The following is a 23,944-nucleotide window of genomic DNA, read 5'->3' on the forward strand; positions in this document are numbered from 1 at the left end:
GCGGCGGGGGGGCGGGGGGGGGTCTCCGGCCGGCGGCCGGGGACCCCGTTCGGGTCGTCCGCCCGGGTTTGGTGGACGGGCCCGCGGGGCGCGCCCCCCCCCCCGGGGGGGGGCCGCGCCCGTCGGGTTGCGCCGTGCCGGACCGCTACCAGCTCACCGGCAGCTCGGTGAGGCCGGCGGAGAGCTGGCCGCCCAGCACCTGGAGCTCCTCGACCGGGAGCGCCAGGCTCAGCTCGGGCAGCCGGGTGAACAGGAGTGTGTAAGCGGTGCGCAGCTCCATCCTGGCCAGCGGGGCGCCGATGCAGTGCCACATGCCGTGGCCGAACGTCAGATGCGGGTTGGGGGAACGGCTGATGTCGAACAGCTCGGGTGCGTCGAAGACCCGGGTGTCGAAGTTGGAGAGGGTGAAGTCCAGCAGCACCAGGTCACCGGTGCGGATGGTGACGCCGCCGATCTCCACGTCGTCCGTCGCGTACCTGGGCAGCACCGAGCCGCCGGCCTTGGCGGAGCGCAGGATCTCCTCCACGGCGCCCGCCATCTGCTTCGGGTCGCTCATCGCCGCGTCGCGCTGGTCGGGGTGGAGGGTGAACAGGACGACGCCGAGGTCGACATGGCTGGCGACGGCTTCGAGTCCGGCGAACAGCACCCCGGCGGCGATCGGCCCGATGCGCTCGTTCGACGGCTCGTTCTCGCAGAGCCGGGAGATCACGTCGTCGCCGGGGTCCGCCCGCTTGCGTCCTGCCAGCTCCACCAGGTAGCCGAACATGTCCTGCTGGCCGCCCTGGACGGTGTCCGGGTCGTCGAGGCCGCCCATCCGGGAGAGATGGCCGACGAGCAGCCCGTGGTCCTCGGTGGGTACGCCGATCAGCTCGCACAGGACGGCCAGCGAGAACGGCAGCGAGAACTGGCTGTGCAGATCGGCTGGCGGCCCCTGGGCGACGAAGTTCGCCAGTATGCCCTCGGCGATGGCCTCCACCTTCGGCATCATGTTGAGCACACGCCTGGCCGAGAAGTTGGGGGTGAGCAGCGCCCGGGTCTCGGTGTGCAGCTTCCTGGCCAGGTCGGCGTCGTCGGTGACGAGCATGTCGAGGAACGGGTTCTGGACGTAGCGCGGCGCGGTGGCCGGTGTGGCGTGCGCCCGCGCCAGCCGCTCGTCGCGCAGCAGTTCCTTCAACTCGGCGTGCCGGGTCACCAGCCAGCCCTCGTCGCCGGCCGGGGTGCGCACCTTGCAGATGGGGTTCTCGGCCTGGAGGCCGTGCAGCAGCGGGCTGAGCCGCAGCACGGACTGCTGCTGCCCCTTGAGCGAGGGCAGCACATGGGATGTGGTCATGGGGGTTCTCCTCCGAACGGTCAAGCCTGGGGGGCCGGCAGCCGGCCGAGCCATTCCTCGATGGTCCGCGCGGTCAGGGCGGAGTGTTCCTTGGCGAGCGAGAGGTGGTTGGCCGCGATCTCCCGGATCTCGTCGGCGGGGACCCCCGCGGTGTCGAACAGGAAGCCGTCCAGCGACTCCATGCAGCGGACCAGCAGCGTGGGCGCCGTGGTCGGCACGGACTCGATGTCGACCATCGCCATGAACCAGTGCGCCATCGCCGAGAGCCGGGCGCTGTTGAGCGTCACGGACGGCGAGTCGATGTCGGCGAGGTAGTACTGGGTGGTGCGGTCCAGGTCCTTGCCCTCGCCCGGCTGGTAGCGGATCGACGCGGTGTCCAGCAGGATCACCGCCTCGGGCTTGATCCCCCAGGTCTCCTCCAGCACGCCCGCCGCCAGATAGGCGAGCGACCCGCCCGTCGAGTGCCCGACCAGGACGAAGGGTTCGCCGTCGCTGGCGTGCAGGGCGCTCTCCGCGACGATCCGGGCCGCCGCCTCACTGGTGGCGGGCAGCGACTCACCGGGCGCGAACCCCATGAGCGGCAGCGCGGACACATGCCGCTTGCCGCGGAAGTGCGCCGCGATACGGGCGTACTGGTGGACGCCGCCGGTGGCGCCAGGGGCGCTGACGAAGACCAGCCTCGGGTCGCTCGGACCGTCGGCGAGGACGACGGGCGACGACAGCTCCTCCAGGTCGGCGGGGGTTTCGAAGGTGGGACGCGTGTTGGCGACCGCCTTCAGCATGCGCATGCCCTCGACCATCTTGCCGCCCTTGACGGCGGCGTAGAAGAGCCCTTCGAGCGTCTCGTCCATGCTCACGGCCGACCGTGCGGCGGCAGCGGGGCTGCCGTTCGCCGCCGCCGGGGAGAGCTGGCCGGCGAGTTCGCTGTGCAGCCGGCGGGCCAGTTTGCTCGGGGTCGCGTTGTCGAACACCACCGAGCTGGGGAGCCGCAGGCCGAGCGCCTCGGAGAGCTGGTTGCGCAGTCCGACCGAGACGAGCGAGTCGAAGCCCAGCTCCAGGAAGCCGCGTTCGGGGTCGACGCCGCTCGGGTCGCGGTGGCCGAGCAGGGCGGCGGAGTAGCCGACGACGAGTTCGGTGAGCAGGCTCTCCTGGCCTGCCGCGTCGAGGTGGCGCAGCCGCTCCAGCAGGGTGACGGGTGAGCGGTCGGCCGCCGCAGCGGAGCGGCGGGTACGGGGTACCAGCTCGCGCCAGAGCGCGGGCAGCGCCTGCTGCTCCTGGAGTCCCGCCACGTTGAGCCGGGTCGGGACCACGGTGGTGCGCCCGCTCGCGGTGGCGGTGTCGAAGAGCGCGAGGCCGTGCTCGACGGCGAGCGGCGGCATACCGCCGCGTGCCATCCGCTCCAGGTCGGCGGCGCTGACATGGCTGGTCATGCCGCTGCCCCGGCCCCACGGTCCCCAGGCGAGGGACACCGCGGGCAGGCCCAGGCCCGCGCGGTGCTGGGCGAGCGCGTCGAGGAACGCGTTGGCCGCCGCGTAGTTGGCCTGTCCCGGGCTGCCGAGCACCCCGGACACGGAGGAGTAGAGCACGAAGGCCGACAGGTCGAGGTCGCGGGTCGCCTCGTGCAGGTACCAGGCGGCGTCCACCTTCGGCCGCATGACGCGCTCCAGCAGTTCCGGTGTCAGCGAGCCGGCCATCGCGTCGCCGAGCACACCGGCGGTGTGCACCACGGCGGTCAGCGGGTGGTCGGCCGGCACCCCGGCGAGCAGCGCGGTCAGCGCGTCCCTGTCGCCCAGGTCGCAGGCGACGGCGGCGGCTTCGGCACCCTGCTCGGCGAGGTCGGCCACCAGTTCGGCGGCGCCGGGCGCCTCGGGGCCGCGCCTGCTGGCCAGCAGCAGGTGCCGTACGCCGTGCTCGGCGACCAGATGCCGGGCGAGGCGGCCACCGAGACCGCCGGTGCCACCGGTGATCAGTACGGTGCCCTCGCTGTTCCAGGTCAGGCCCGCGTCCTCGGCAGGGGCCGCTTCGGTGTCCCCGGTCCTGTGCGCGGGCTCGGGGAGCCGGGTCAGCCGGCCCGCCCTGACGGTGTGGGAGCGCACCACGAGCTGCTGCTCGTCCAGGGCGAGGAGCCCCGGCAGCACCCCGGCCGACAGGAACGTGTCGTCCATGTCGACCAGCAGGAAGCTGCCCGGGTTCTCGGTCTGCGCGGAGCGCACCAGTCCCCAGACGGCGGCCGCGGCGAGGTCCTGTACGTCCTCGCCGTCGACGGCGACGGCGCCCCGGGTGACGAAGACCATCCGTGCGCTCGCGAGCTGGGGCTCGTTCAGCCACTCCTGGATCCGTTCGAGCACCCACGACGTCAGGGCGCGCACCGCTTCCGGCCGGTCCTGGTCGGCGTCGCCGACGACGGGCAGCAGGAAGACGTCGGGGGCGACACCGCTGTCGCCGACCGCGCCGGTGAGCGTGTCCGCGTATCCGGCGACGGTCTCGTCCGCGCGGTGCATCGCGTAGCCCAGGTCGAGTTCGTCGGCGCCGACGACCGCCCAGCGGGTGCCGGTGACGGAGGCGGAGTCCACCGCGACGGGCACCCAGTCGAGGCCGAACAGCGAGCCGCGCTCGGCACTGCTCGCGGCGGGCGCGGGCCGGGCCTGCCCGGAGGGCGGGCCGAGGACCAGCGAGTCCACCGAGAGCACCGGGGCGCCCGTGGCGTCGGCGGCGCTCAGCGCCACAGCGCCGGGTCCTGCCGCGCTGATCCGTACGCGCAGGGCGGAGGCACCGCCCGCGTGCAGGGTCAGCCCGCTCCACGAGAGGGGGACGGTGTCGACGCTGCCTTCGTCGTCGAGCGCGCCCGCCGCCCGCAGCGCTGCGTCCAGCAGCGCCGGGTGGATACCGAAAGCGGCGGTGTCCTCGGCCCCCTGGCCGAGCGCGACCTCGGCGAACACCTCGCCGTCGCGCCGCCAGATGCCGGTCAGGCCCTGGAACACCGGTCCGTGGGTCAGTCCCGCGTCGGCGAGCCGCGCGTGCAGCGCGTCCGGGTCGACGGGGGAAGCGTCCTGCGGCGGCCAGTCGGCGGAGTCGAATCCGGCGCCGTCCTGGGCGGGTTCAGCCGCGTCGTCGCCGGTCGCCAGCACACCGCGGGCGTGCTCCGTCCACGGCTGGTCCTGGGCGTCCTGTCCTTCGGGGCGGGAGTGGATCGTCAGCTCGCGGCGCCCGGCCTCGTCGGCGGGGCCGACCCGTACCTGGAGCGAGACCGCGTCACGGTCGGCCAGCACGAGCGGGGCGAGCAGGTGCAGTTCCGCCACCCGGTCGTGGCCCGACTGGTCACCGGCCCGGACGGCGAGTTCGGCGAAGGCCGTGCCGGGCAGCACGATCCGGCCGTCGATCCGGTGGTCGGCGAGCCAGGGATGCGACTGCGCGGAGAGCCGCCCGGTCAGTACGGTCTCGTCGGCGCCCGCGATCGTGACGGCGGCGCCCAGCAGCGGGTGTCCCGCCGCGATCAGGCCGAGGCCGGACGCGTCGCCCGCGGGCATGCGGACCGTGGGCCAGAACCGCTCGCGCTGGAAGGCGTACGTCGGGACGTCCACCGTGCGCGCGCCCGTACCGGCGAAGACGCCGTCCCAGTCGACGGTGACGCCGTGGGCGTAGAGGGCGGCGAGCGCGGTGACGGCCGCGGTCTCCTCGGGGCGGTTCTTGGCGAGCACCGGGACCGCGACGACGGCCGGGTCCTCGACGCTCTCCCCCACCAGGGCGGCGAGTACTCCGCCGGGGCCCAGTTCGAGGAAGGTGCGCACGCCGCGCCCGGCGAGGGTCCGCACCCCGTCGCCGAACCGGACGGCCTGCCTGACGTGCCGGACCCAGTAGTCGGCCGAGCCCAGTTCGTCGGCCGACGCCAGGTCGCCGGTCAGGTTCGACACGACGGGCAGGGCGGGCCGCTCGAACGTGAGCGTCTCCACGACAGCGCGGAACTCGTCGAGCATCGGCTCCATCAGCGGCGAGTGGAACGCGTGGCTGACGGACAGCCGGGTGGTCTTGCGCCCCTGCGCCGCCAGCCGGTCCGCGATCTCCACGACCGCGTCCTCCTGGCCGGAGATCACCACCGCTTCGGGGCCGTTGACGGCGGCGACCGACACCCGGTCGTCCAGCAGCGCGGTCACCTCGTCCTCGGTGGCCCGTACGGCCACCATCGCCCCGCCGGCGGGCAGCGCCCGCATCAGCCGGGCCCTGGCGGCCACCAGGCGGCAGGCGTCGGCCAGCGAGAACACCCCGGCCACATGGGCGGCCGTGATCTCACCGATCGAGTGCCCGGCGAGGAAGTCCGCCTTGACGCCCCAGGAGGCGACGAGCCGGTACAGCGCCACCTCGATCGCGAACAGCGCGGGCTGGGTGTGCCCGGTGTCGTCCAGCAGGTCCGTGTCGCTGCCCCAGATCACGTCCCGCAGCGGCCGGTTCAGCTCGCCGGCGAACTGGCTGAGTACGGTGTCCAGCGCCTCGGCGAAGACCGGGAACCGGCCGTACAGCTCGCGGCCCATCCCGATCCGCTGGGACCCCTGGCCCGAGAACAGCACCGCCAGCGGGGCCTTGGCCGCCACACCGCGCGCCACCTCGGCCAGGTCGCCGCCGGAGGCCAGCAGCACGGCCCGGTGGTCGAAGGCGGACCGGGTGGTGGCGAGGGAGTAGCCGATGTCGACCGGGTCGCGGCCGGTGTCCTTGAGGGACCGGATCCGCGCCACCTGCGCGTCGAGCGCCGCCTCCGACCTGGCCGACACGGGCCACGGTACGTCCAGCGGCGGCGCCGCCGGCGCGGCGACCGGCTCTGTCTCGGCCTCGGTCTCCACCGGCGGGGCCTGCTCGATGAGCACGTGCGCGTTGGTGCCGCTGATCCCGAACGACGAGACGCCGCCCCGGCGCACCCGCTCGCCCTCCGGCCACTCCACCGGCTTCGTCAGCAGCCGGACGCCGCCGGACGACCAGTCCACGTGCGACGACGGCGCGTCCACGTGCAGGGTCTGCGGCAGGACGCCGTTGCGCAGCGCCAGCACCATCTTCATCACGCCCGCGACACCCGCCGCCGCCTGGGTGTGGCCGATGTTCGACTTGACCGCGCCCAGCCAGAGCGGGCGCTGCGGGTCGCGGTCCTGCCCGTAGGTGGCCAGCAGGGCGCCGGCCTCGATCGGGTCGCCCAGGGTGGTGCCCGTGCCGTGTGCCTCGACGGCGTCCACGTCGCCCGGAGAGAGCCCGGCGCCGGCCAGGGCCTGCCGGATCACCCGCTGCTGGGACGGGCCGTTGGGGGCGCTGAGCCCGTTCGAAGCGCCGTCCTGGTTGACCGCGCTGCCGCGCAGCACGGCGAGGACCTGGTGCCCGTTGCGCTGGGCGTCCGACAGCTTCTCGACCATCAGCATGCCGATGCCCTCGGACCAGCCGGTGCCGTTCGCCGTGTCGGAGAACGCCTTGCAGCGGCCGTCGGGGGCGAGGCCGCCCTGGATGCTGAAGCCGGCGAAGCTCGCCGGGGTCGTCATCAGGGTCACCCCGCCGGCCAGCGCCAGCGAGCATTCGCCGTTCCGTACGGCCTGTGCGGCGAGGTGCAGTGTCACGAGTGACGAGGAGCAGGCGGTGTCGAGGGTGACGGCGGGCCCTTCGAGGCCGAGCGCGAAGGACAGCCTGCCGGACATGACACTGGCGGCGAGGCCGTTGCTCGCGTAGCCGCCCATGTCGTCCTGGGAGGCGAGGACCAGGTGCGTGTAGTCCTGGGAGTTGGTGCCGACGAAGACCCCGGTCCTGCTGCCGCGCAGTGCGGCCGGGTCGATCCCGGTGCGCTCGATCGCTTCCCAGGCCACTTCCAGCAGCAGCCGCTGCTGGGGGTCCATCGCCAGGGCCTCGCGCGGCGAGATCCCGAAGAAGTCGGGGTCGAACTCCGGTGCCTCGTACAGGAAGCCGCCCTCCTGGGTGGCGCTGCTGCCCGCCTCGTCACCGGCGAGCGACTCCAGGTCCCAGCCGCGGTCGGCGGGGAAGCCGGAGATGGCGTCCCTGCCGGAGGCGAGCAGTTCCCAGAGGTCTTCGGGGGATCGGACCCCGCCGGGGTACCTGCACGCCATTCCCACGATCGCCACCGGCTCGTGGCGGCCCGACTCGGCCTCCTGGAGGCGTTGTCGGGTCTGGTGCAGGTCGTTCGTGACCCACTTCAGATAGTCGACGAGCTTCTTTTCGTCCGGCATCGTCCGGGCACCTTCCTCAGATTTTTTCGAGCGCGTAGGGAGTCGGGCCGCCGGTCAGGAATCCGCCGACCGGCCCAGCTCGTTGTCGATGAAGGCGAGGACCTCATCGGCGCTCGCCGCCTCGATCCGTTCCGTGGTCGTGTTTTCGTCGGTCTCGGGGTCGGCTCCTTCCCAGCGCGCGAGGAGCTGGCGCAGCCGCCCCGTGACCCCGGTGCGGGTGGCGCCGTCGAGCACGCCCCCGGCGAGCGCCGCCTCCAGCCGGTCGAGTTCGGCCAGCGGGGAGGGGCTCGTGTCCTGTGCGGTGCCGCCGAGCAGTGCGGCGGCGAGATGCCGGGCGACGGCGACCGGCGTGGGATGGTCGAACACGAGAGTGGTGGCCAGCCGCACCCCCGCCGCCGCGTTCAGCCGCGTCCGCAGCTCGACCGCCATCAGGGAGTCGAAGCCGAGCCTGCTGAAGTCCCGGTCGGCCGGGATCGTGTCCGGGCCGGTGTGCCCCAGTACGGCGGCGGTCTCGGCCCGTACCAGGCCGACGAGCAGCGTCTCGCGCTCCTCGTCCCCCAGCGCGGCGACGCGCTGGGCGAGGCCGCCGCCCGCCGCGCCGCGTACGGTGGCGGCCGTACGGCGGCGGGTCCGCAGCAGCCCCCGCAGGATCGCGGGGACGTCCTCGGGGTCGCGCGGCGAGCCCGCGGCGATCCGTACCGGCACCGCGAGGGCTTCGTCGCCTTCGGCCGCCGCGTCGAACAGGGCGAGGCCCTGCTCCGCCGACAGCGGCAGCATTCCCGAGCGGGCCATCCGCCCCAGGTCGGTATCGCTGAGTCCGCTGGTCATACCGCCGTCGGACGACCACGGGCCCCAGGCCAGCGACAGGGCCGGCAGCCCGAGCCCCGCGCGGTGCTGGGCCAGCGCGTCCAGGAACGCGTTGGCTGCGGCGTAGTTGCCCTGCCCCGGGCCGCCGGTGAGACCGGAGACCGAGGAGTACAGGACGAAGCCCGCCAGATCCAGCTCGCGGGTCGCCTCGTGCAGATGCCAGGCGGCGTCCGCCTTCGGGCGCAGGGCCTGGTCGAACAGTTCGGGCGTCAGGGAGCCGATCGTGGCGTCGGCCAGCACCCCGGCGCAGTGCACGACGGCGGTCAGCGGATGCTCGGCCGGTACGTCCGCCAGCAGCGCGTCCAGCGCCGCACGGTCACCGGCGTCGCAGGCGGCGACGGTCACCTCGGCGCCCTGGGCGGTCAGTTCGGCCCGCAGCTCGGCGGCGCCGGGTGCGTCGGGGCCCCGGCGGCCGACGAGCAGCAGGTGCTTGACGCCGTGCCCGGTGACCAGGTGGCGCGCCAGCTCACCGCCCAGACCTCCGGTGCCGCCGGTGATCAGGACCGTGCCGTCGCGGTCCCAGCCTCGGACCGCGTTGGGCGGCTGCGTGGCGCGCTCCGGCAGCAGCGCGAGCCTGGCCACCCGTATCGCGCCGCCGCGCAGCGCCGCCTGTGTCTCACCGGCTGCCAGCAGTCCTGGCAGGGCGGGGAGAGCGTCGGGCAGCGCGGCTGTGTCGTCCAGGTCGAGCAGCAGGAAGCTGCCGGGGTTCTCGGACTGCGCGGAGCGCACCAGGCCCCACACCGGAGCCGCTGCCAGGTCCGGTACGTCCTTGTCGCCGGCGGGTACCGCGCCCCGGGTCACGAAGACCAGCCGCGATCCGGCGGTGCGCGGGTCGGCGGTCCACTGCCGCAGCAGGTCGAGCACGGCAGTCGTCGCGGTCCGCACGGCGGCGGGCAGCGCGTCGGGCGCACCGGTCAGATCATGGACGACAGGGGCCAGGACGACCTCGGGCAACGGGCCTTCGGTGTTGAGGAGTTCGGCCAGTGAGCCGACCCGTACGGCGGACCGTCCTGCCAGGTCCGGTGCATCGACCGGCCATGCCGTGTCCGTGGCGACGACCGCGTACCGGGTGTCCGCGGAGGAGTCCGCGGTCACCGGCGCCGCCACCCACTCGACGCCGAGCAGCGAGCCGCCCGCGCCTGCCGCGGTGCCGGTCGCCGCCTCGGTGAGGGGGCGCAGGGTGAGGGAGCGTACGGAGACGACCGGCGCGCCTTCCTCGTCGGTGGCCGCCAGCGAGACGGTGTCCGCGCCGGTCCGGGCGAGCCGCACGCGCAGTGTCGTGGCGGAGGCCGCGTGCAGGGTGAGTCCGTGCCATGCGGCCGGCTCCGGGAGACCGTCGGCGGCCGTGCCGTCGGTGTCCAGCAGCCCGGCCGCGCCGACGGCTGCGGTCAGCAGCGTGGGATGGATCGCGAACGCCCCGTGTGTGCGGGCCTCTTCGGCGAGTTCCACCTCGGCGAACACCTCGCCGTCGCGCCGCCAGGCGGCCCGGAGGCCCCACTCGTCGGCGCCGGCCAGGTCCCCTTCCGGGTCTTGGTCCAGGCGTACGGCTTCGGCGCCGGCCGGGGGCCACTCGGCGGTGTCGAACCCGGCTTCCGGCCCACGGTCACCTGCGGCCAGGACACCGCTCGCGTACAGGGTCCACGGCAGGTCCGCCCCGGCCTCGGGGCGCGCGTGTACGTGCAGTGCGCGGCGGCCCGCCTCGTCGGCGGCGCCCACCCGTACCTGCACGCGCACCGCGCCCTGTTCGGGCACGACGAGCCCTGCGGCGAGGGTCAGTTCCTCGACCTGGTCGCAGCCGACCTCGTCACCGGCGCGTACGGCCAGCTCGGCGAAGGCCGCCGCCGGGAGCACGGTCCTGCCGAGCACCTGGTGTGCCGCCAGCCAGGGCTGCGACGGGACGGAGAGCCGTCCGGTGAACAACACGCCCTCGCCCTCGGCCAGTTCGACGGCGGCGCCGAGCAGCGGATGCCCGGCGGCCACCATGCCGAGCCCCGAGGCGTCCCCTGCGGCCGCCGCCACCGAGGGCCAGTAGCGGGCGTGCTGGAACGCGTAGGTCGGCAGCTCCACCCGGCGCGCGCCGGTGCCGGCGAAGATCCCGGTCCAGTCGGCGGCGACCCCGTTCGTGTGGAGCCGGGCCAGCGCGGTGACGGCGGTCAGTTCCTCGGAGCGGTCCTTGCGGAGCAGCGGTACGGTCACGGCGCCGTCCGGCAGCGACTCACCGGCCATGGCTGTGAGCACCCCGTCCGGGCCCAGCTCAAGGAACGTCACCACGCCCTGTTCCGCCAACGTCCTTACCCCGTCGGCGAACCGGACGGCTTCGCGGACGTGCCGCACCCAGTAGTCGGCGGTGCACAGTTCGTCGGCGGAGGCGAGCCGCCCGGTCAGGTTGGACACCAGCGGGATCCGGGGCGCCTCGAAGGCCAACTCCTGTGCGACGGCGCGGAACTCGTCGAGCATCGGGTCCATCAGCGGCGAGTGGAACGCGTGCGACACCGACAGCCGGTTCGTCTTGCGGCCGAGGCCGGTGAAGTGCGCGGCGATCTCCTCGACCGCGTCCTCGTCGCCCGAAACCACCGCCGACGCGGGGCCGTTGACGGCGGCGACGGAGACGCGGTCGGTGAGCAGCGGCAGAATCTCGTCCTCCGTCGCCTGGACGGCGACCATCGCACCGCCGGCGGGCAGCGCGTCCATCAGCTTCGCGCGGGCGACGACCAGGGTGCAGGCGTCCTCCAGCGAGAACACCCCCGCCACATGCGCTGCGGCGATCTCGCCGATCGAGTGACCGGCCACGAAGTCCGGTGTCACGCCCCACGACCGCACCAGCCGGAACAGCGCCACCTCGATCGCGAACAGGGCGGGCTGGGTGAACGCCGTCCGGTTCAGCGGCTCCGCGTCGTCACCCCAGATGACGTCCCGGAGCGGCCGGTCCAGCTTCCCTTCCAGCCGGGCGAGTACGGCGTCGAGCGCGTCGGCGAAGGCCGGGAAGCGCGCGCACAACTCGCGTCCCATGCCGAGCCGTTGCGATCCCTGACCGGAGAAGAGCACGGCGGCGGGCCGGTCGGCGGCCACTCCCCTGGCGACCTCGGCGACCTCGGCGAGCGAATCACCGGACGGCAGCAGCACGGCCCGGTGCTCGAACACCGAGCGGCTGGTGGCGAGCGAGAAGCCGAGGTCGACCGGGGACAGCTCGGGGCGTTCGGCCACGAAGGACCGCAGCCGCTCCACCTGCCCGTCCAGCGCGGCTTCGTCGGCGGCCGACACCAGCCACGGCACAGCGGTCGGTGTCACCTGGGCCGACGGCTGCCGCTGGTCGGCGGCTTCCTCGGCCGGCGGACCCTGCTCCAGGATCACATGCGCGTTGGTGCCGCTGATCCCGAAGGACGACACACCGGCCCGCCTGGGCCGGTCGGTGTCCGGCCACTCGACCTGCTGGGTGAGCAGCTCCACCGCGCCCGCCGACCAGTCGACGCGGGTCGACGGCTCCGTCACGTTGAGCGTCTGCGGCAGCGCGCCGTTGCGCAGCGCCAGGATCATCTTCAGTACGCCGGCGACACCGGCGGCGGCCTGCGTGTGGCCGAGGTTCGACTTGACGGAGCCGAGCAGCAACGGCCGCTCCGGGTCGCGGTCACGCCCGTACGTCGCGAGCAGCGCCTGCGCCTCGATCGGGTCGCCCAGCGTCGTACCCGTACCGTGCGCCTCGACGGCGTCCACATCGGCCGGGGAGAGTCCGCCGCTGGCCAGCGCCTGCCGGATGACGCGCTGCTGGGAAGGTCCGTTCGGTGCGGTCAGGCCGTTGGAAGCGCCGTCCTGGTTGATCGCGCTGCCGCGCAGCACGGCCAGGATCTCGTGGCCGCCCCGCCGGGCGTCCGACAGCCGCTCGACGACGACCACGCCGACGCCTTCGGACCAGCCGGTGCCGTCGGCGGAGTCGGAGAACGCCTTGCAGCGGCCGTCGGGGGCGAGGCCGCCCTGCCGGGTGAACCCGGCGAAGCTCGTGGCGGTCGACATGACGGTGACGCCGCCGACCAGCGCCATGGAGCACTCCCCCGAGCGCAGGGCCTGGGCGGCCCAGTGCAGGGCCACCAGGGACGAGGAGCAGGCGGTGTCGACGGTGACGGCGGGGCCCTCGAAGCCGAAGGCGTACGAGAGCCTGCCGGAGATGACGCTCGCCGCGAGTCCGGTGCCGGCGTGGGCCTCCACGTCCTCGCTGGCCCGGAGGATCAGGTTGGCGTAGTCCTGGCCGTTGGTGCCGATGAACACACCGGTCCGGCTGCCGCGCAGCGTCGCGGGGTCGGTGCCGGTGCGCTCGACGGCCTCCCAGGACGTCTCCAGCAGCAGCCGCTGCTGCGGGTCCATGGCCAGGGCCTCACGCGGCGAGATTCCGAAGAAACCGGGGTCGAAGTCGGCGGCGTCGTAGAGGAATCCGCCCTCCCGTGTCGCGCTGCGGCCCTGCCCGTCACCGGCCAGGACGTCGAGGTTCCAGCCGCGGTCCGTGGGGAACGCCGAGATGCCGTCCCTGCCGTCGGTCAGGAGCTGCCACAGGTCCTCGGGCGAACGCACCCCGCCGGGGAAGCGGCAGGCCATACCGACGATCACGATCGGGTCGTCGGTGTCGGGGGCCCCGGCCCCGGCGCCGGTGGTGACGGCCTGGAGGCCGAGGCCGGTCTGCTCGCCGAGCAGTTCGGCGACCAGATGACCGGCGAGCGCCTGCGCCGTGGGGTAGTCGAACACCAGGCTGGCGGGGAGCGCCAGACCGGTGAGCCGGGCGAGCCGGTTGCTCAGTTCGACCGCCGTCAGCGAGTCGAAACCGAGGTCGCGGAACGCCTTGTCGCCCTTGATGGCTTCGGCGCCCGTGTGCCCGAGCACCGCGGCGGCCTCGGTGCGTACGGCGGCCAGCAGCACGCCCGTACGCTCGCTCTCCGACGCCCCGAGCAGCCGCTCCCGCAGTCCGGTCGCCGCCGACTCGCTCGCCTGCCGTGCCTCGCGCGCCGTCTCCAGCGCGCGCCTGGCCTCGGGCAGTTCGCTCAGCAGCGGGCCGGGCCGCAGGCTCAGCAGGGCTTCGAGGAGGCGCGGCTGCCGCAGATCGGCGACGACCGCGGTCGGCTCCGGCTCCCGCACCAGGCGCAACAGCGCGGAGACCGCCAGCTCGGGGTCGAGCAGACCGGGCGGCTGCCCGGTGCCGGACGCCATGCCGGGCCCGGTGCCGGACGCTGTGTCCGGTGTGTCTGCGGCCATGCCGCCGCCGCCCCAGGCACCCCAGGCGACGGAGGTCGCGGGGAGCCCCAGCGAGCGGCGCCGTTCGGCCAGGGCGTCGAGGACGGCGTTGGCCGCCGCGTAGTTGGCCTGGCCGGGGTTGCCGACCGCGCCGGCCACCGACGAGAACAGCGCGAACACCGAGAGGTCCAGCTCGCGGGTCAGCTCGTCGAGCAGCAGGGCCGAAGCGACCTTCGACCGGAACACCGTCTCGAACCGCTCGGGGGTCAGACCGGTCAGTACGCCGTCGTCCAGCACGCCCGCCGTATGCACCACGGCGGTCAACGGGCAGTCGGCCGGGATCGCTTCGAGCACTTGGCTCATCTGCGCACGTTCGGCCGCGTCGCAGGCGGTGAGGGTGACGTCGGCGCCGAGGTCAGTCAGCTCAGCCTGCAACTCCCGTGCGCCAGGGGCGTCCGGGCCACGGCGGCTCAGCAGGACGAGGCGGCGGGCTCCCCCGCTCGCGAGCCGGCGGGCCACCCGCGCGCCGAGCGCGCCGGTACCACCGGTGATGAGCACGGTGCCCGACGGCTCCCAGCGCTCCTCGCGCTCCCCCACGGCCTCAGCGGCGGGCGCGGGCAGCATCCGCCTGCCGAACACCCCCGAGGCGCGGACGGCGACCTGGTCCTCGTCACCCCGGCCCGCGAGCACGGCCGCGAACCGTCGTACGGTCCGGTCGTCCAGCTCCGCCGGGAGATCGGCCAGTCCGCCCCAGAGACGCGGGTGTTCGAGCGCGGCGACCCGGCCGAGACCCCACACGGCGGCCTGCGCCGGGCTGACCGGCGACTCGGAGCGGCCGACCGACACCGCGCCCCTGGTGACCGCCCACAGCGGGGCGGAGAGGTCGGCGTCGGCGAGCGCCTGTACGAGAGCGGCGGTGGACAGCAGGCCCCCGGGCACCCCGGCGGTTCCTGACGATTCGTCAAGTGCCAGCAGCGACACGACACCCGTGAGGTCGGCGCCGCTCGAAGCGACCGCTTCGGACAGCAGCTCCGCGACATCGCCCGCGGTGTCGCCGAGGTCCACGCGCAGCGCGGCCTGGCCGAGTCCGGCGATCAGGGATGTCACCCACGCGTCGTCGGCACTGGCGGCCGGGACCACCACCAGCCAGGTCCCCGGCAGGGTGTCCACGGAGGTGTCGGCGTTCAGCGGCTGCCAGCTCGCGCGGTAGCGCCAGGTGTCCACGGTCGAGCGGGCCTTGCGCCGGTTGCGCCACGACGACAGGGCGGGCAGTACGGCCCCGAGGGAGTCGCCGTCCACGTCCAGCCCTGCCGACAGGGACGCCAGGTCGGCGCTCTCCACCGCCGCCCAGAACTCCGCGTCGGCCGGGTCGGCACTGTCGGGCAGCGCGACGGGGGCCACCTCGGGCCAGAACCGCTCGCGCTGGAAGGCGTAGGTCGGCAGATCGACCGTCCGGGCGCCGGTGCCGGCGAAGATCCCGGTCCAGTCGACGGGGGTCCCTGTCACGTACAGCCGGGCCAGCGCGCTGATCAGCGCCGCTTCCTCGTCGCGGTCCTTGCGCAGCGCGGGCACCACTTCGGCGTCAGCGGGCAGGGACTCGCGTGCCATCGCCGACAGCACACCGTCGGGGCCCAGCTCCAGGAACGAACCGACGCCCTGTTCGGCCAACGTCCTTACCCCGTCGGCGAACCGGACGGCTTCGCGGACGTGCCGTACCCAGTAGTCGGCCGAGCACAGCTCGTCGGCGGTCGCCAGGGCGCCGGTCAGATTCGACACCAGCGGGATCCGGGGCGCCTCGAAGACCAACGTCTCCGCCACCGCGCGGAACTCGTCCAGCATCGGATCCATCAGCGGCGAGTGGAAGGCGTGCGAGACCCGTAGCCGGTTGGTCTTGCGGCCCTGCTCCACGAGCTGTGCGGCGACCGCGAACACCGCGTCGTCGTCGCCCGACATCACCACGGACGAGGGCCCGTTGACGGCCGCGATCGACACGCCGTCGACCAGCAGCGGCAGTACCTCGTCCTCCGTCGCCTGGACGGCGACCATGGCACCACCGGCGGGCAGGGCCTGCATCAGCTTCGCCCGCGCCGCCACCAGACGCGCGGCGTCCGCCAACGACAACACCCCGGCCACATGAGCCGCCGCGATCTCACCGATCGAATGACCGGCCACGAAGTCAGGCGTCACACCCCACGACTCCACCAGCCGGAACAACGCCACCTCGACCGCGAACAACGCCGGCTGAGTGAAACCGGTCTCGTTCAGCAGGTCCGCGTCGTCACCCCAGATGACCTCCCGCAGCGGACGGCCCAACTCCCCGTCCAGCTCGGCCAGTACGGCATCCAGCGCCTCGGCGAACACCGGGAACCGCTCGTACAACTCACGCCCCATCCCCAACCGCTGCGAACCCTGACCCGAGAACAGCACGGCCGATGTCCGCCCGGTGGCCGCCGTGCCCCGCGCGACGTCCACGACGCCGTCATCCGTGGCCAGCAGGACCGCGCGGTGCTCGAACGCCGACCGGCTGGTCGCGAGCGAGAAGCCGATGTCCGCCGGGGAGTGCTCGGTGTGGTGCTTCGCGAAGGCCCGGATCCGGCTGATCTGGCCGTCCAGGGCTGCCTCGTTCTTGGCCGACACCAGCCAGGGCAGCGCCCGGGGGGTCACGTCCCGCGTGACCGGCGACCGGTCAGAGGCGTCGGACGCCGGGTCGGGCCGCTCCAGGACCACATGCGCGTTGGTGCCGCTGATCCCGAAGGACGACACACCGGCCCTGCGCGCGTGTCCGGTCTCGGGCCACGCGGTGTTCTCGGCCAGCAGCTCCACCGCTCCGGCCGTCCAGTCGACGTGCGACGAGGGCTCGGTGAGGTGCAGGGTGCGCGGCAGCGTGCCGTGCCGCAGCGCCATCACCATCTTGACCAGACCGGCGGCGCCCGCCGCCGCCTGCGTGTGGCCGATGTTGGACTTGACCGAGCCGAGCAGCAGCGGCCGGTCGGCCGCGCGGTCCTGGCCGTACGTCGCGAGCAGCGCCTGCGCCTCGATCGGGTCGCCGAGCGGCGTGCCCGTACCGTGCGCCTCGACCGCGTCCACCTCGGCCGGGTCCAGGCCCGCGTTGGCCAGTGCCTGCCGGATGACACGCTGCTGGGCGGGGCCGTTCGGGGCCGTCAGACCGTTCGAAGCGCCGTCCTGGTTGACCGCGCTGCCCCGGACGACCGCCAGCACCTGGTGCCCGTTGCGGCGCGCGTCCGACAGCCGTTCCACGACCAGTACGGCCGCGCCCTCGGACCAGCCGGTGCCGTCCGCCGAGTCGGAGAACGCCTTGCACCGGCCGTCGCCGGCCAGTCCGCCCATCCGGGAGAAGCCGGCGAAGTTCGCCGACGTGGTCATCACCGTCACACCGCCGGCGAGGGCGAGCGAGCACTCACCGCTGCGCAGTGCCTGGGCGGCGAGGTGCAGTGACACCAGGGACGAGGAGCAGGCGGTGTCGACCGACATCGCCGGGCCTTCGAGCCCGAGCGCGTACGCCAGCCGCCCGGACACGACGCTGACGGCGAGCCCGGTGGTGGCGTGGCCCGCCATGTCGTCCTTGGAGCGCATGACGAGCCCGACGTAGTCCTGGCCGCTGACGCCCATGAAGACGCCGGTACGGCTGCCGCGCAGGGTCGCCGGGTCGATGCCGGACCGCTCGGCCGCCTCCCAGGAGACTTCGAGCAGGACGCGCTGCTGCGGGTCCATGGCGAGGGCCTCGCGCGGCGAGATCCCGAAGAACTCGGCGTCGAAGTCGGCCACGTCCCGCAGGAACCCGCCCTGCCCCTCGGTGGCGCCGATGGTGGAGTCGGCCTGCCAGCCGCGGTCGGTGGGGAATCCGGTGATGGCGTCCTCGCCGGAGAGCACGAGGTCCCAGAGCCCTTCCGGGGATTCGACCCCGCCGGGGAAGCGGCAGCTCATCCCGACGATCGCGATCGGCTCTTCGGTGTCGTCGGCGGTGCGCGCCGACTCGCGCGCGGTGACGGCCGCGATGTCGTCGGCGCCGACCAGTTCGTCCAGCAGATAACCGGCGAGCCGGACGGGCGTGGGGTAGTCGAAGATGAGGGTGGCGGGCAGGGTGAGGCCGGTGGCGGAGGAGAGCCGGTTGCGCAGTTCGACCGCGGTCAGCGAGTCGAAGCCCAACTGGCGGAACTCCCGTTCCGCGACGACGGCTTCGGGTGAGGAGTGCGCGAGCACCACGGCGGCTTCGGTACGGACCAGGTCGACCAGCAGCCGGGGGCGCTCGTTCTCGCTCAGCGCGGCCAGCCGCTCGACGAGGCCCGCGCGGGACACGCCCGCCGCGCCGGTCTTCGCCGCGCGGCGGCCGGTGCGTACGAGCCCGCGCAGGATGGCGGGGACGCCGGCCGCCGAGGGGATCGCCCCGCCGCCGATGCCGAGCGGCACGACCAGTGCCTCGTCGCTGCCGGTGGCGGCGTCGAAGAGGGCGAGGCCCTGCTCGACGGAGAGGAGCGGCATTCCGGAGCCGCTGACCCTGCGGACGTCCTTGTCCTCCAGGGTGCTGGTCATGCCGACGCCCTGTTCCCAGGCGCCCCAGGCGAGCGAGAGCGCGGGCAGGCCCTGCGCGCGCCGGTGGGCGGCGAGCGCGTCGAGGAACGTGTTGCCCGCCGCGTAGTTGGCCTGTCCCGGGCCGCCCATGACACCGGCCGTGGACGAATACACCACGAAAGCGGCGAGATCCAGGTCGCGGGTCAGCTCGTGCAGGTTCCAGGCCGCGTCGACCTTCGGCCGCAGCACGCTGTCCAGCCGCTCGGGGGTGAGCGAGCCGACCACACCGTCGTCCAGCACCCCCGCCGTATGCACCACAGCCGTCAGCGGATGCTCGGAAGGAACCGACGCCAACAGCCCGGCCAGCGCCTCCCGGTCGGCCACGTCGCACGCCTCGACAGCGACCTCGGCGCCCAGCGTCCTCAGGTCGGCGGCCAACTCGGCGGCCCCCGGCGCCTCGACACCGCGCCGGCTCGTCAACAGCAGATGCCGCACGCCGCGTTCGGTGATCAGATGCCGGGCCAGGACGCCGCCCAGTCCACCCGTGCCACCGGTGATCAGGACGGTCCCTTCGGGGTCCCACACGGGCGGCATGCTCAGCACGATCTTGCCCACGTGCTTGGCCATGCTCATGAACCGGAACGCGTCCCGTGCCCGGCGCACATCCCACGTACGGACCGGCAGCGGCTCCAGCACACCCCGGTCGAACAGCTCCACCAGGGCCGTGAGCATCCGCTGGATACCGGCCGGGTCCACCCAACCGAGGTCGAACGAACGGTAGTTCACACCGTCGGGCAGATCCGCCTCGTCGCGGATGTCGGTCTTGCCCATCTCCAGGAACCGGCCCCCGGAGCCGACCAGCCGCAGTGACGCGTCCACGAACTCGCCTGCCAGCGAGTTCAGTACGACATCGACACCCCGGCCGCCGGTGACCGCGTCGAACGCCGTCGCGAAGTCGGTCGTACGGGACGAGGCGATGTGATCGTCAGCGACACCCAGCGACCGCAGGACGTCCCACTTGCCCTCACTCGCCGTCGCGAACACCTCGGCACCCAGATGGTGCGCCACCTGGATCGCCGCCATACCCACACCACCGGCACCCGCGTGGATCAGCACCTTCTCACCGCGCTGAAGCCCGCCCAGCTCCACCAGCGCGTGGTAGGCCGTCAGGAACACCAGCGGCATCGAGGCCGCCGTCTCCCACGACCACCCCTCGGGTACGGGGATCATCCGGCGCTCGTCGCCGACGACATGCGTGCCGAAGCCGCCGAACAGCATGCCGGTGACCCGGTCGCCGACCCGCAGGTCGGTCGCTTCGGGGCCGGTCTCGACCACCACGCCGGCCGCCTCGGAGCCGAACAGCCCCGCGTCTCCGGGGTACATGCCGAGGGCGTTGAGCACATCGCGGAAGTTCACGCCCGCCGCCCGGACCTCGACACGTACGTCGCGTCCGGTCAGCGGCTCCAGGACCTCGGGGAACGGCGCCAGGGTCAGCCCGTCCAGGCTGCCCTTCGCCCGGCTGCCCAGCCGCCACGGCACACCGGTCGGCGGCACAAGCCCCGTACCGGACTCCAGCCGCGCGAGCCGCCCGACCCGAAGGGCGCCCGCGCGGAGCACGGCCTGCGGTTCGTCGGCGTCGACCAGACCCGGCAGTCCGGGAAGCGCGGCCGCCGATTCGTCCGACGCGTCCGCGTCGACCAGCAGGAACCGGCCGGGGTTCTCCGCCTGCGCTGACCGTACGAGACCCCATACCGAAGCCGCGGCCACATCGGAGACGTCCGCTGCGCCGTCCTCGACAGCGCCCCGCGTCACGAACACCATGAGCGACCCGGCGAACCGGTCACCGGCCAGCCACTCCCGCACCAACGTCAGCGCGTGACCGGCCAGTTCGTGCGCCGACTCGGCGCCGCGCGCGCTGTCGCCCTTGAGCGGGACGACCACGACCTCCGGAACCGTCCCGGCGTCGGCCAGTTCGCCGAGCGTGGCGACCGGAGGACGCAGCCGTATCCCGGCCGTCGCACCGAGCGCGGCCGTCAGACCCAGCTCGTCGCGGCCGAGCACCACCCAGCCGGTGTCCTCGGAGACCTTCTCCGGCTTGCCCTGCACCCAGTCGACCCGGAACAGCGAGTTCAGTTCGTCGCGGCGCGCCGTGGCCGCCGGCTGGGGGCCCGCGGCGCGCAGGACCAGCGACTCCACCGAGATCACCGGTTCGCCCTGCGGGTCCACCGCCGCCAGCCGTACCGAGTCCTGGCCGTTGCTGGTCACCCGTACGCGCAGACTGGACGCGCCCGAGGCGTGCAGCGACACACCGTTCCAGGCGAACGGCAGCAGGCTGCGGTCGTCGCCGTCCGCGCTGGCGAACACCGTGCTGTGCAGGACGGAGTCGAACAGCGCCGGGTGCATCCCGTAGGCGTCCGCGTCGCTGACGTCGCGGTCGAGTGCCACCTCGGCGAAGATCTCGTCGCCGCGGCGCCAGACGGCGCGCAGCCCGCGGAACGCGGGGCCGTACTCAAGCCCGTTGCTCGCGTAGCGGTCGTACAGGCCCTCCACGTCCACCACGGTCGCGCCCTTGGGCGGCCATACGGACGCGTCGAAGTCGAGCTGCCGCTCACCGTCGCCGATCCGGCCGGAGGCGTGCAGCGTCCACTCGTCGTCGGGTGCGTCGGCGGGGCGGGTGTAGAACCGCAGTTCACGGCGGCCGTCGTCGTCGGCGCCGCCGACGGCGATCTGCACCTGGACAGCGCCGGTCGGGGGCAGGATGAGCGGGGCCGCCAGCATCAGTTCCTCGACCCGGTCGCAGCCGGCCTGGTCGGCGGCGCGGATCGCCAGCTCCAGGAATCCGGTGCCGGGGAAGAAGACCATGCCGCTGACGACATGGTCCGCCAGCCAGGGGTGGGTGGCCAGCGACAGGGTGCCGGTGAGCAGCAGTTCGTCGGAGCCCGCCACGGACATGGCGGCGCCCAGCAGCGGATGGTCGGCCGAGGTCAGCCCGAGTCCTGCCGCGTCGGCGGGACGGAAGGTCGTCTTCGGCCAGAACCGCTCGTGCTGGAAGGCGTACGTGGGCAACTCGACGTGGCGCGCGCCGGTTCCGGCGAAGAACCCGGGCCAGTCGACGCGTACACCGCGCACATGGAGCTGGGCCAGTGCGGTGACGGCCGAGGTCTCCTCGGACCGGTCCTTGCGGAGTGCCGGTACGGTCGCGGCGCCGCTCGGGAGCGAGTCCTGCGCCATGGCGGAGAGCACACCGTCGGGGCCCAGCTCCAGGAACGTGGTCACGCCCTGCTCGCCCAACGTCCGTACGCCATCGGCGAATCGGACCGCCTCGCGGACATGCCGCACCCAGTACTCGGCCGCGCACAGCTCGTCGGCCGCAGCCAGGCGACCGGTCAGATTCGACACGACCGGCACCGAAGGCTCGGCGTACGTCAGGGTCGCCGCGACGGCGCGGAAGTCGTCGAGCATCGGGTCCATCAGCGGCGAGTGGAACGCGTGCGACACCCGCAGCCGACTGGTCTTGCGGCCCTGCTCCCCGAGCTGCCCGGCAACCGCGAGGACCGCGTCCTCGTCACCCGAAATCACCACGGACGACGGCCCGTTGACGGCGGCGATCGACACGCCCTCGGTCAGCAGCGGGACAACCTCGTCCTCCGTCGCCTGCACCGCGACCATCGCACCACCGGACGGCAGCCCCTGCATCAACGAAGCGCGCGCCACCACCAGACGGCACGCGTCCGCCAGCGAGAACACCCCGGCCACATGGGCAGCGGCGATCTCACCGATCGAATGGCCCGCCACGAAGTCCGGCGCCGCGCCCCAGGATTCCCACAGCCGGAACAGCGCGACCTCGACCGCGAACAGCGCGGGCTGGGTGTGTCCTGTCTCGTTCAGCAGGTCCGCGTCGTCGCCCCAGATGACGTCCCGCAGCGGACGGTCCAACGCGCCGTCCAGTTCGGCCAGTACGGCGTCCAGCGCCTCGGCGAAGACCGGGAACCGCTCGTACAGCTCACGGCCCATGCCGAGCCGCTGCGAGCCCTGGCCCGAGAACAGCACCGCGTACTTCGTACGCCCGGTGACCGTGCCCTCGACCGCGCCCGGCGCCGCGCCGTTGGCGAGCCATGCCTCCAGTGCCTGGCGGCCCGCTTCGGCGGTTCCGTCGGCGACGACGGCGAGCCGGTGCTCCATGCTCGCCCTGGTCGTCGCCAGGGACAGCGCCGTGTCCACAGGTCGCAGGCCGGGTTCGCGCTCAAGCCGGCCGAGCAGCACGGTCGCCTGGTCCCGCAGCGCCTCGGCGGTCCGTCCTGAGACGACCCACGGCACAGCGCTGGCGGCGCGGGCGGGGCCGGTCTCCGCCGGTTCGGCGGGGGCGGCCTCGGCGGCCGGGGCCTGCTCGATGATCACATGCGCGTTGGTGCCGCTGACGCCGAACGAGGAGACTCCCGTACGGCGCGGGCGGCCGGCGTCCGGCCAGTCGCGGGCCTCGGTGAGCAGGTCGACCTTGCCGGCCGACCAGTCGACGTGCGACGAGGGCTCGTCGGCGTGCAGGGTCTTCGGGGCGATGCCGTGCCGCATCGCCATGACCATCTTGATGACGCCCGCGACACCGGAAGCGGCCTGGGTGTGGCCGATGTTGGACTTCACCGAGCCGAGCAGCAAGGGCTGTTCGCGGTCCTGGCCGTAGCCGGCGAGCAGGCTCTGTGCCTCGATGGGGTCGCCCAGCGGCGTACCGGTGCCGTGCGCCTCCACGACATCGACGTCGGCGGGGGCGAGCCCCGCGTTGGCGAGCGCCTGCCGGATGACGCGCTGCTGCGAGGGGCCGTTGGGCGCGGTGAAGCCGTTGGAAGCGCCGTCCTGGTTGACGGCCGAGCCGCGGACCAGGGCGAGGACGGGGTGTCCGTTGCGCTGGGCGTCCGACAGGCGCTCCAGCATCAGCACTCCCGCGCCCTCGGACCAGCCGGTGCCGTCGGCGGACTCGGCGAACGCCTTGCACCGGCCGTCTCGCGCCAGACCGCCCTGGCGGCTGAACTCGATCAGCGAGCCCGGCGTCGACATCACGTTGACGCCGCCCGCGAGCGCGAGGCCGCACTCGCCGTTGCGCAGGGACTGCACGGCCAGGTGGAGGGCGACCAGCGAGGACGAGCAGGCGGTGTCGACGGTGATCGCGGGGCCTTCGAGCCCGAGCGTGTACGAGAGCCGGCCGGACACGGCGCTGGCGGCGATCCCGGTGCCCACGTCGCCGGTCGCGTCGTCGAGCGACCTGACCACGAGGTAGGCGTAGTCCTGGCCGTTGGTGCCGATGAACGCACCGGTCCTGGAGCCGCGCAGCGTGGTGGCGTCGATGCCGGACCGCTCGATGGCCTCCCAGGTGGTCTCCAGCAGCAGCCGCTGCTGGGGGTCCATGGTGACCGCCTCGCGGGGCGAGATGCCGAAGAAGCCGGGGTCGAAGTCGGCCACGCAGTCGAGGAATCCGCCCTGCTGGCTGACGGAGGTGTCGCGCGCGTCGGTGGAGCTGTCGCGCAGCGCGTCCAGGTCCCAGCCCCGGTCGGTGGGGAATCCGGAGATGGCGTCGGTGCCGGAGGCGACGAGGTCCCAGAGCCCTTCGGGGGAGACGACGTCGCCGGGGAACCGGCAGCTCATGCCGACGACGGCGATGGGTTCCTTGGCCGCGGCGACGAACCTGCGGTTCTGCCTGCGGAGCCTCTCGGCCTCCTTCATCGACGCGCGGAGTGCTTCTACGACACCCGCGGTGGGGGCATTTTCGGTGGGGGCATTCATCGTCTGCTCCGTCACTCTCGCG

3 protein-coding genes are annotated in these 23,944 nt (G+C 73.6%); all 3 read right to left on the reverse strand.

From position 1 onward, the window contains the following. Positions 1 to 145 precede the first annotated feature (145 nt). The 3 genes from ACZ63I_RS16830 to ACZ63I_RS16840 are packed head-to-tail and all read right to left on the reverse strand — an operon-like array spanning position 146 to position 23,922. Positions 146 to 1,330, reverse strand: a complete 1,185-nt coding sequence (locus ACZ63I_RS16830) for a cytochrome P450 (RefSeq protein WP_469339328.1) — start codon at positions 1,328 to 1,330, stop codon at positions 146 to 148. 20 nt (positions 1,331 to 1,350) lie between these two features. Next, on the reverse strand, positions 1,351 to 7,539 hold the full coding sequence (locus ACZ63I_RS16835; RefSeq protein ID WP_469339330.1) for a type I polyketide synthase: 6,189 nt from the start codon (positions 7,537 to 7,539) through the stop codon (positions 1,351 to 1,353). Positions 7,540 to 7,593: 54 nt separating this feature from the next. Continuing rightward, positions 7,594 to 23,922: a type I polyketide synthase gene (locus ACZ63I_RS16840; protein ID WP_469339332.1), complete on the reverse strand. Its 16,329-nt coding sequence runs from the start codon at positions 23,920 to 23,922 to the stop codon at positions 7,594 to 7,596. Positions 23,923 to 23,944 lie beyond the last annotated feature (22 nt).

This window comes from Streptomyces sp. NPDC087906 (genome assembly GCF_055584925.1).

Coding starts and splice junctions, on each gene's coding strand:
- ACZ63I_RS16830 (WP_469339328.1), bottom strand. CDS start 1,330: ATGACCACATCCCATGTGCTGCCCTCGCTCAAGGGGCAGCAGCAGTCC.
- ACZ63I_RS16835 (WP_469339330.1), bottom strand. CDS start 7,539: ATGCCGGACGAAAAGAAGCTCGTCGACTATCTGAAGTGGGTCACGAAC.
- ACZ63I_RS16840 (WP_469339332.1), bottom strand. CDS start 23,922: ATGAATGCCCCCACCGAAAATGCCCCCACCGCGGGTGTCGTAGAAGCA.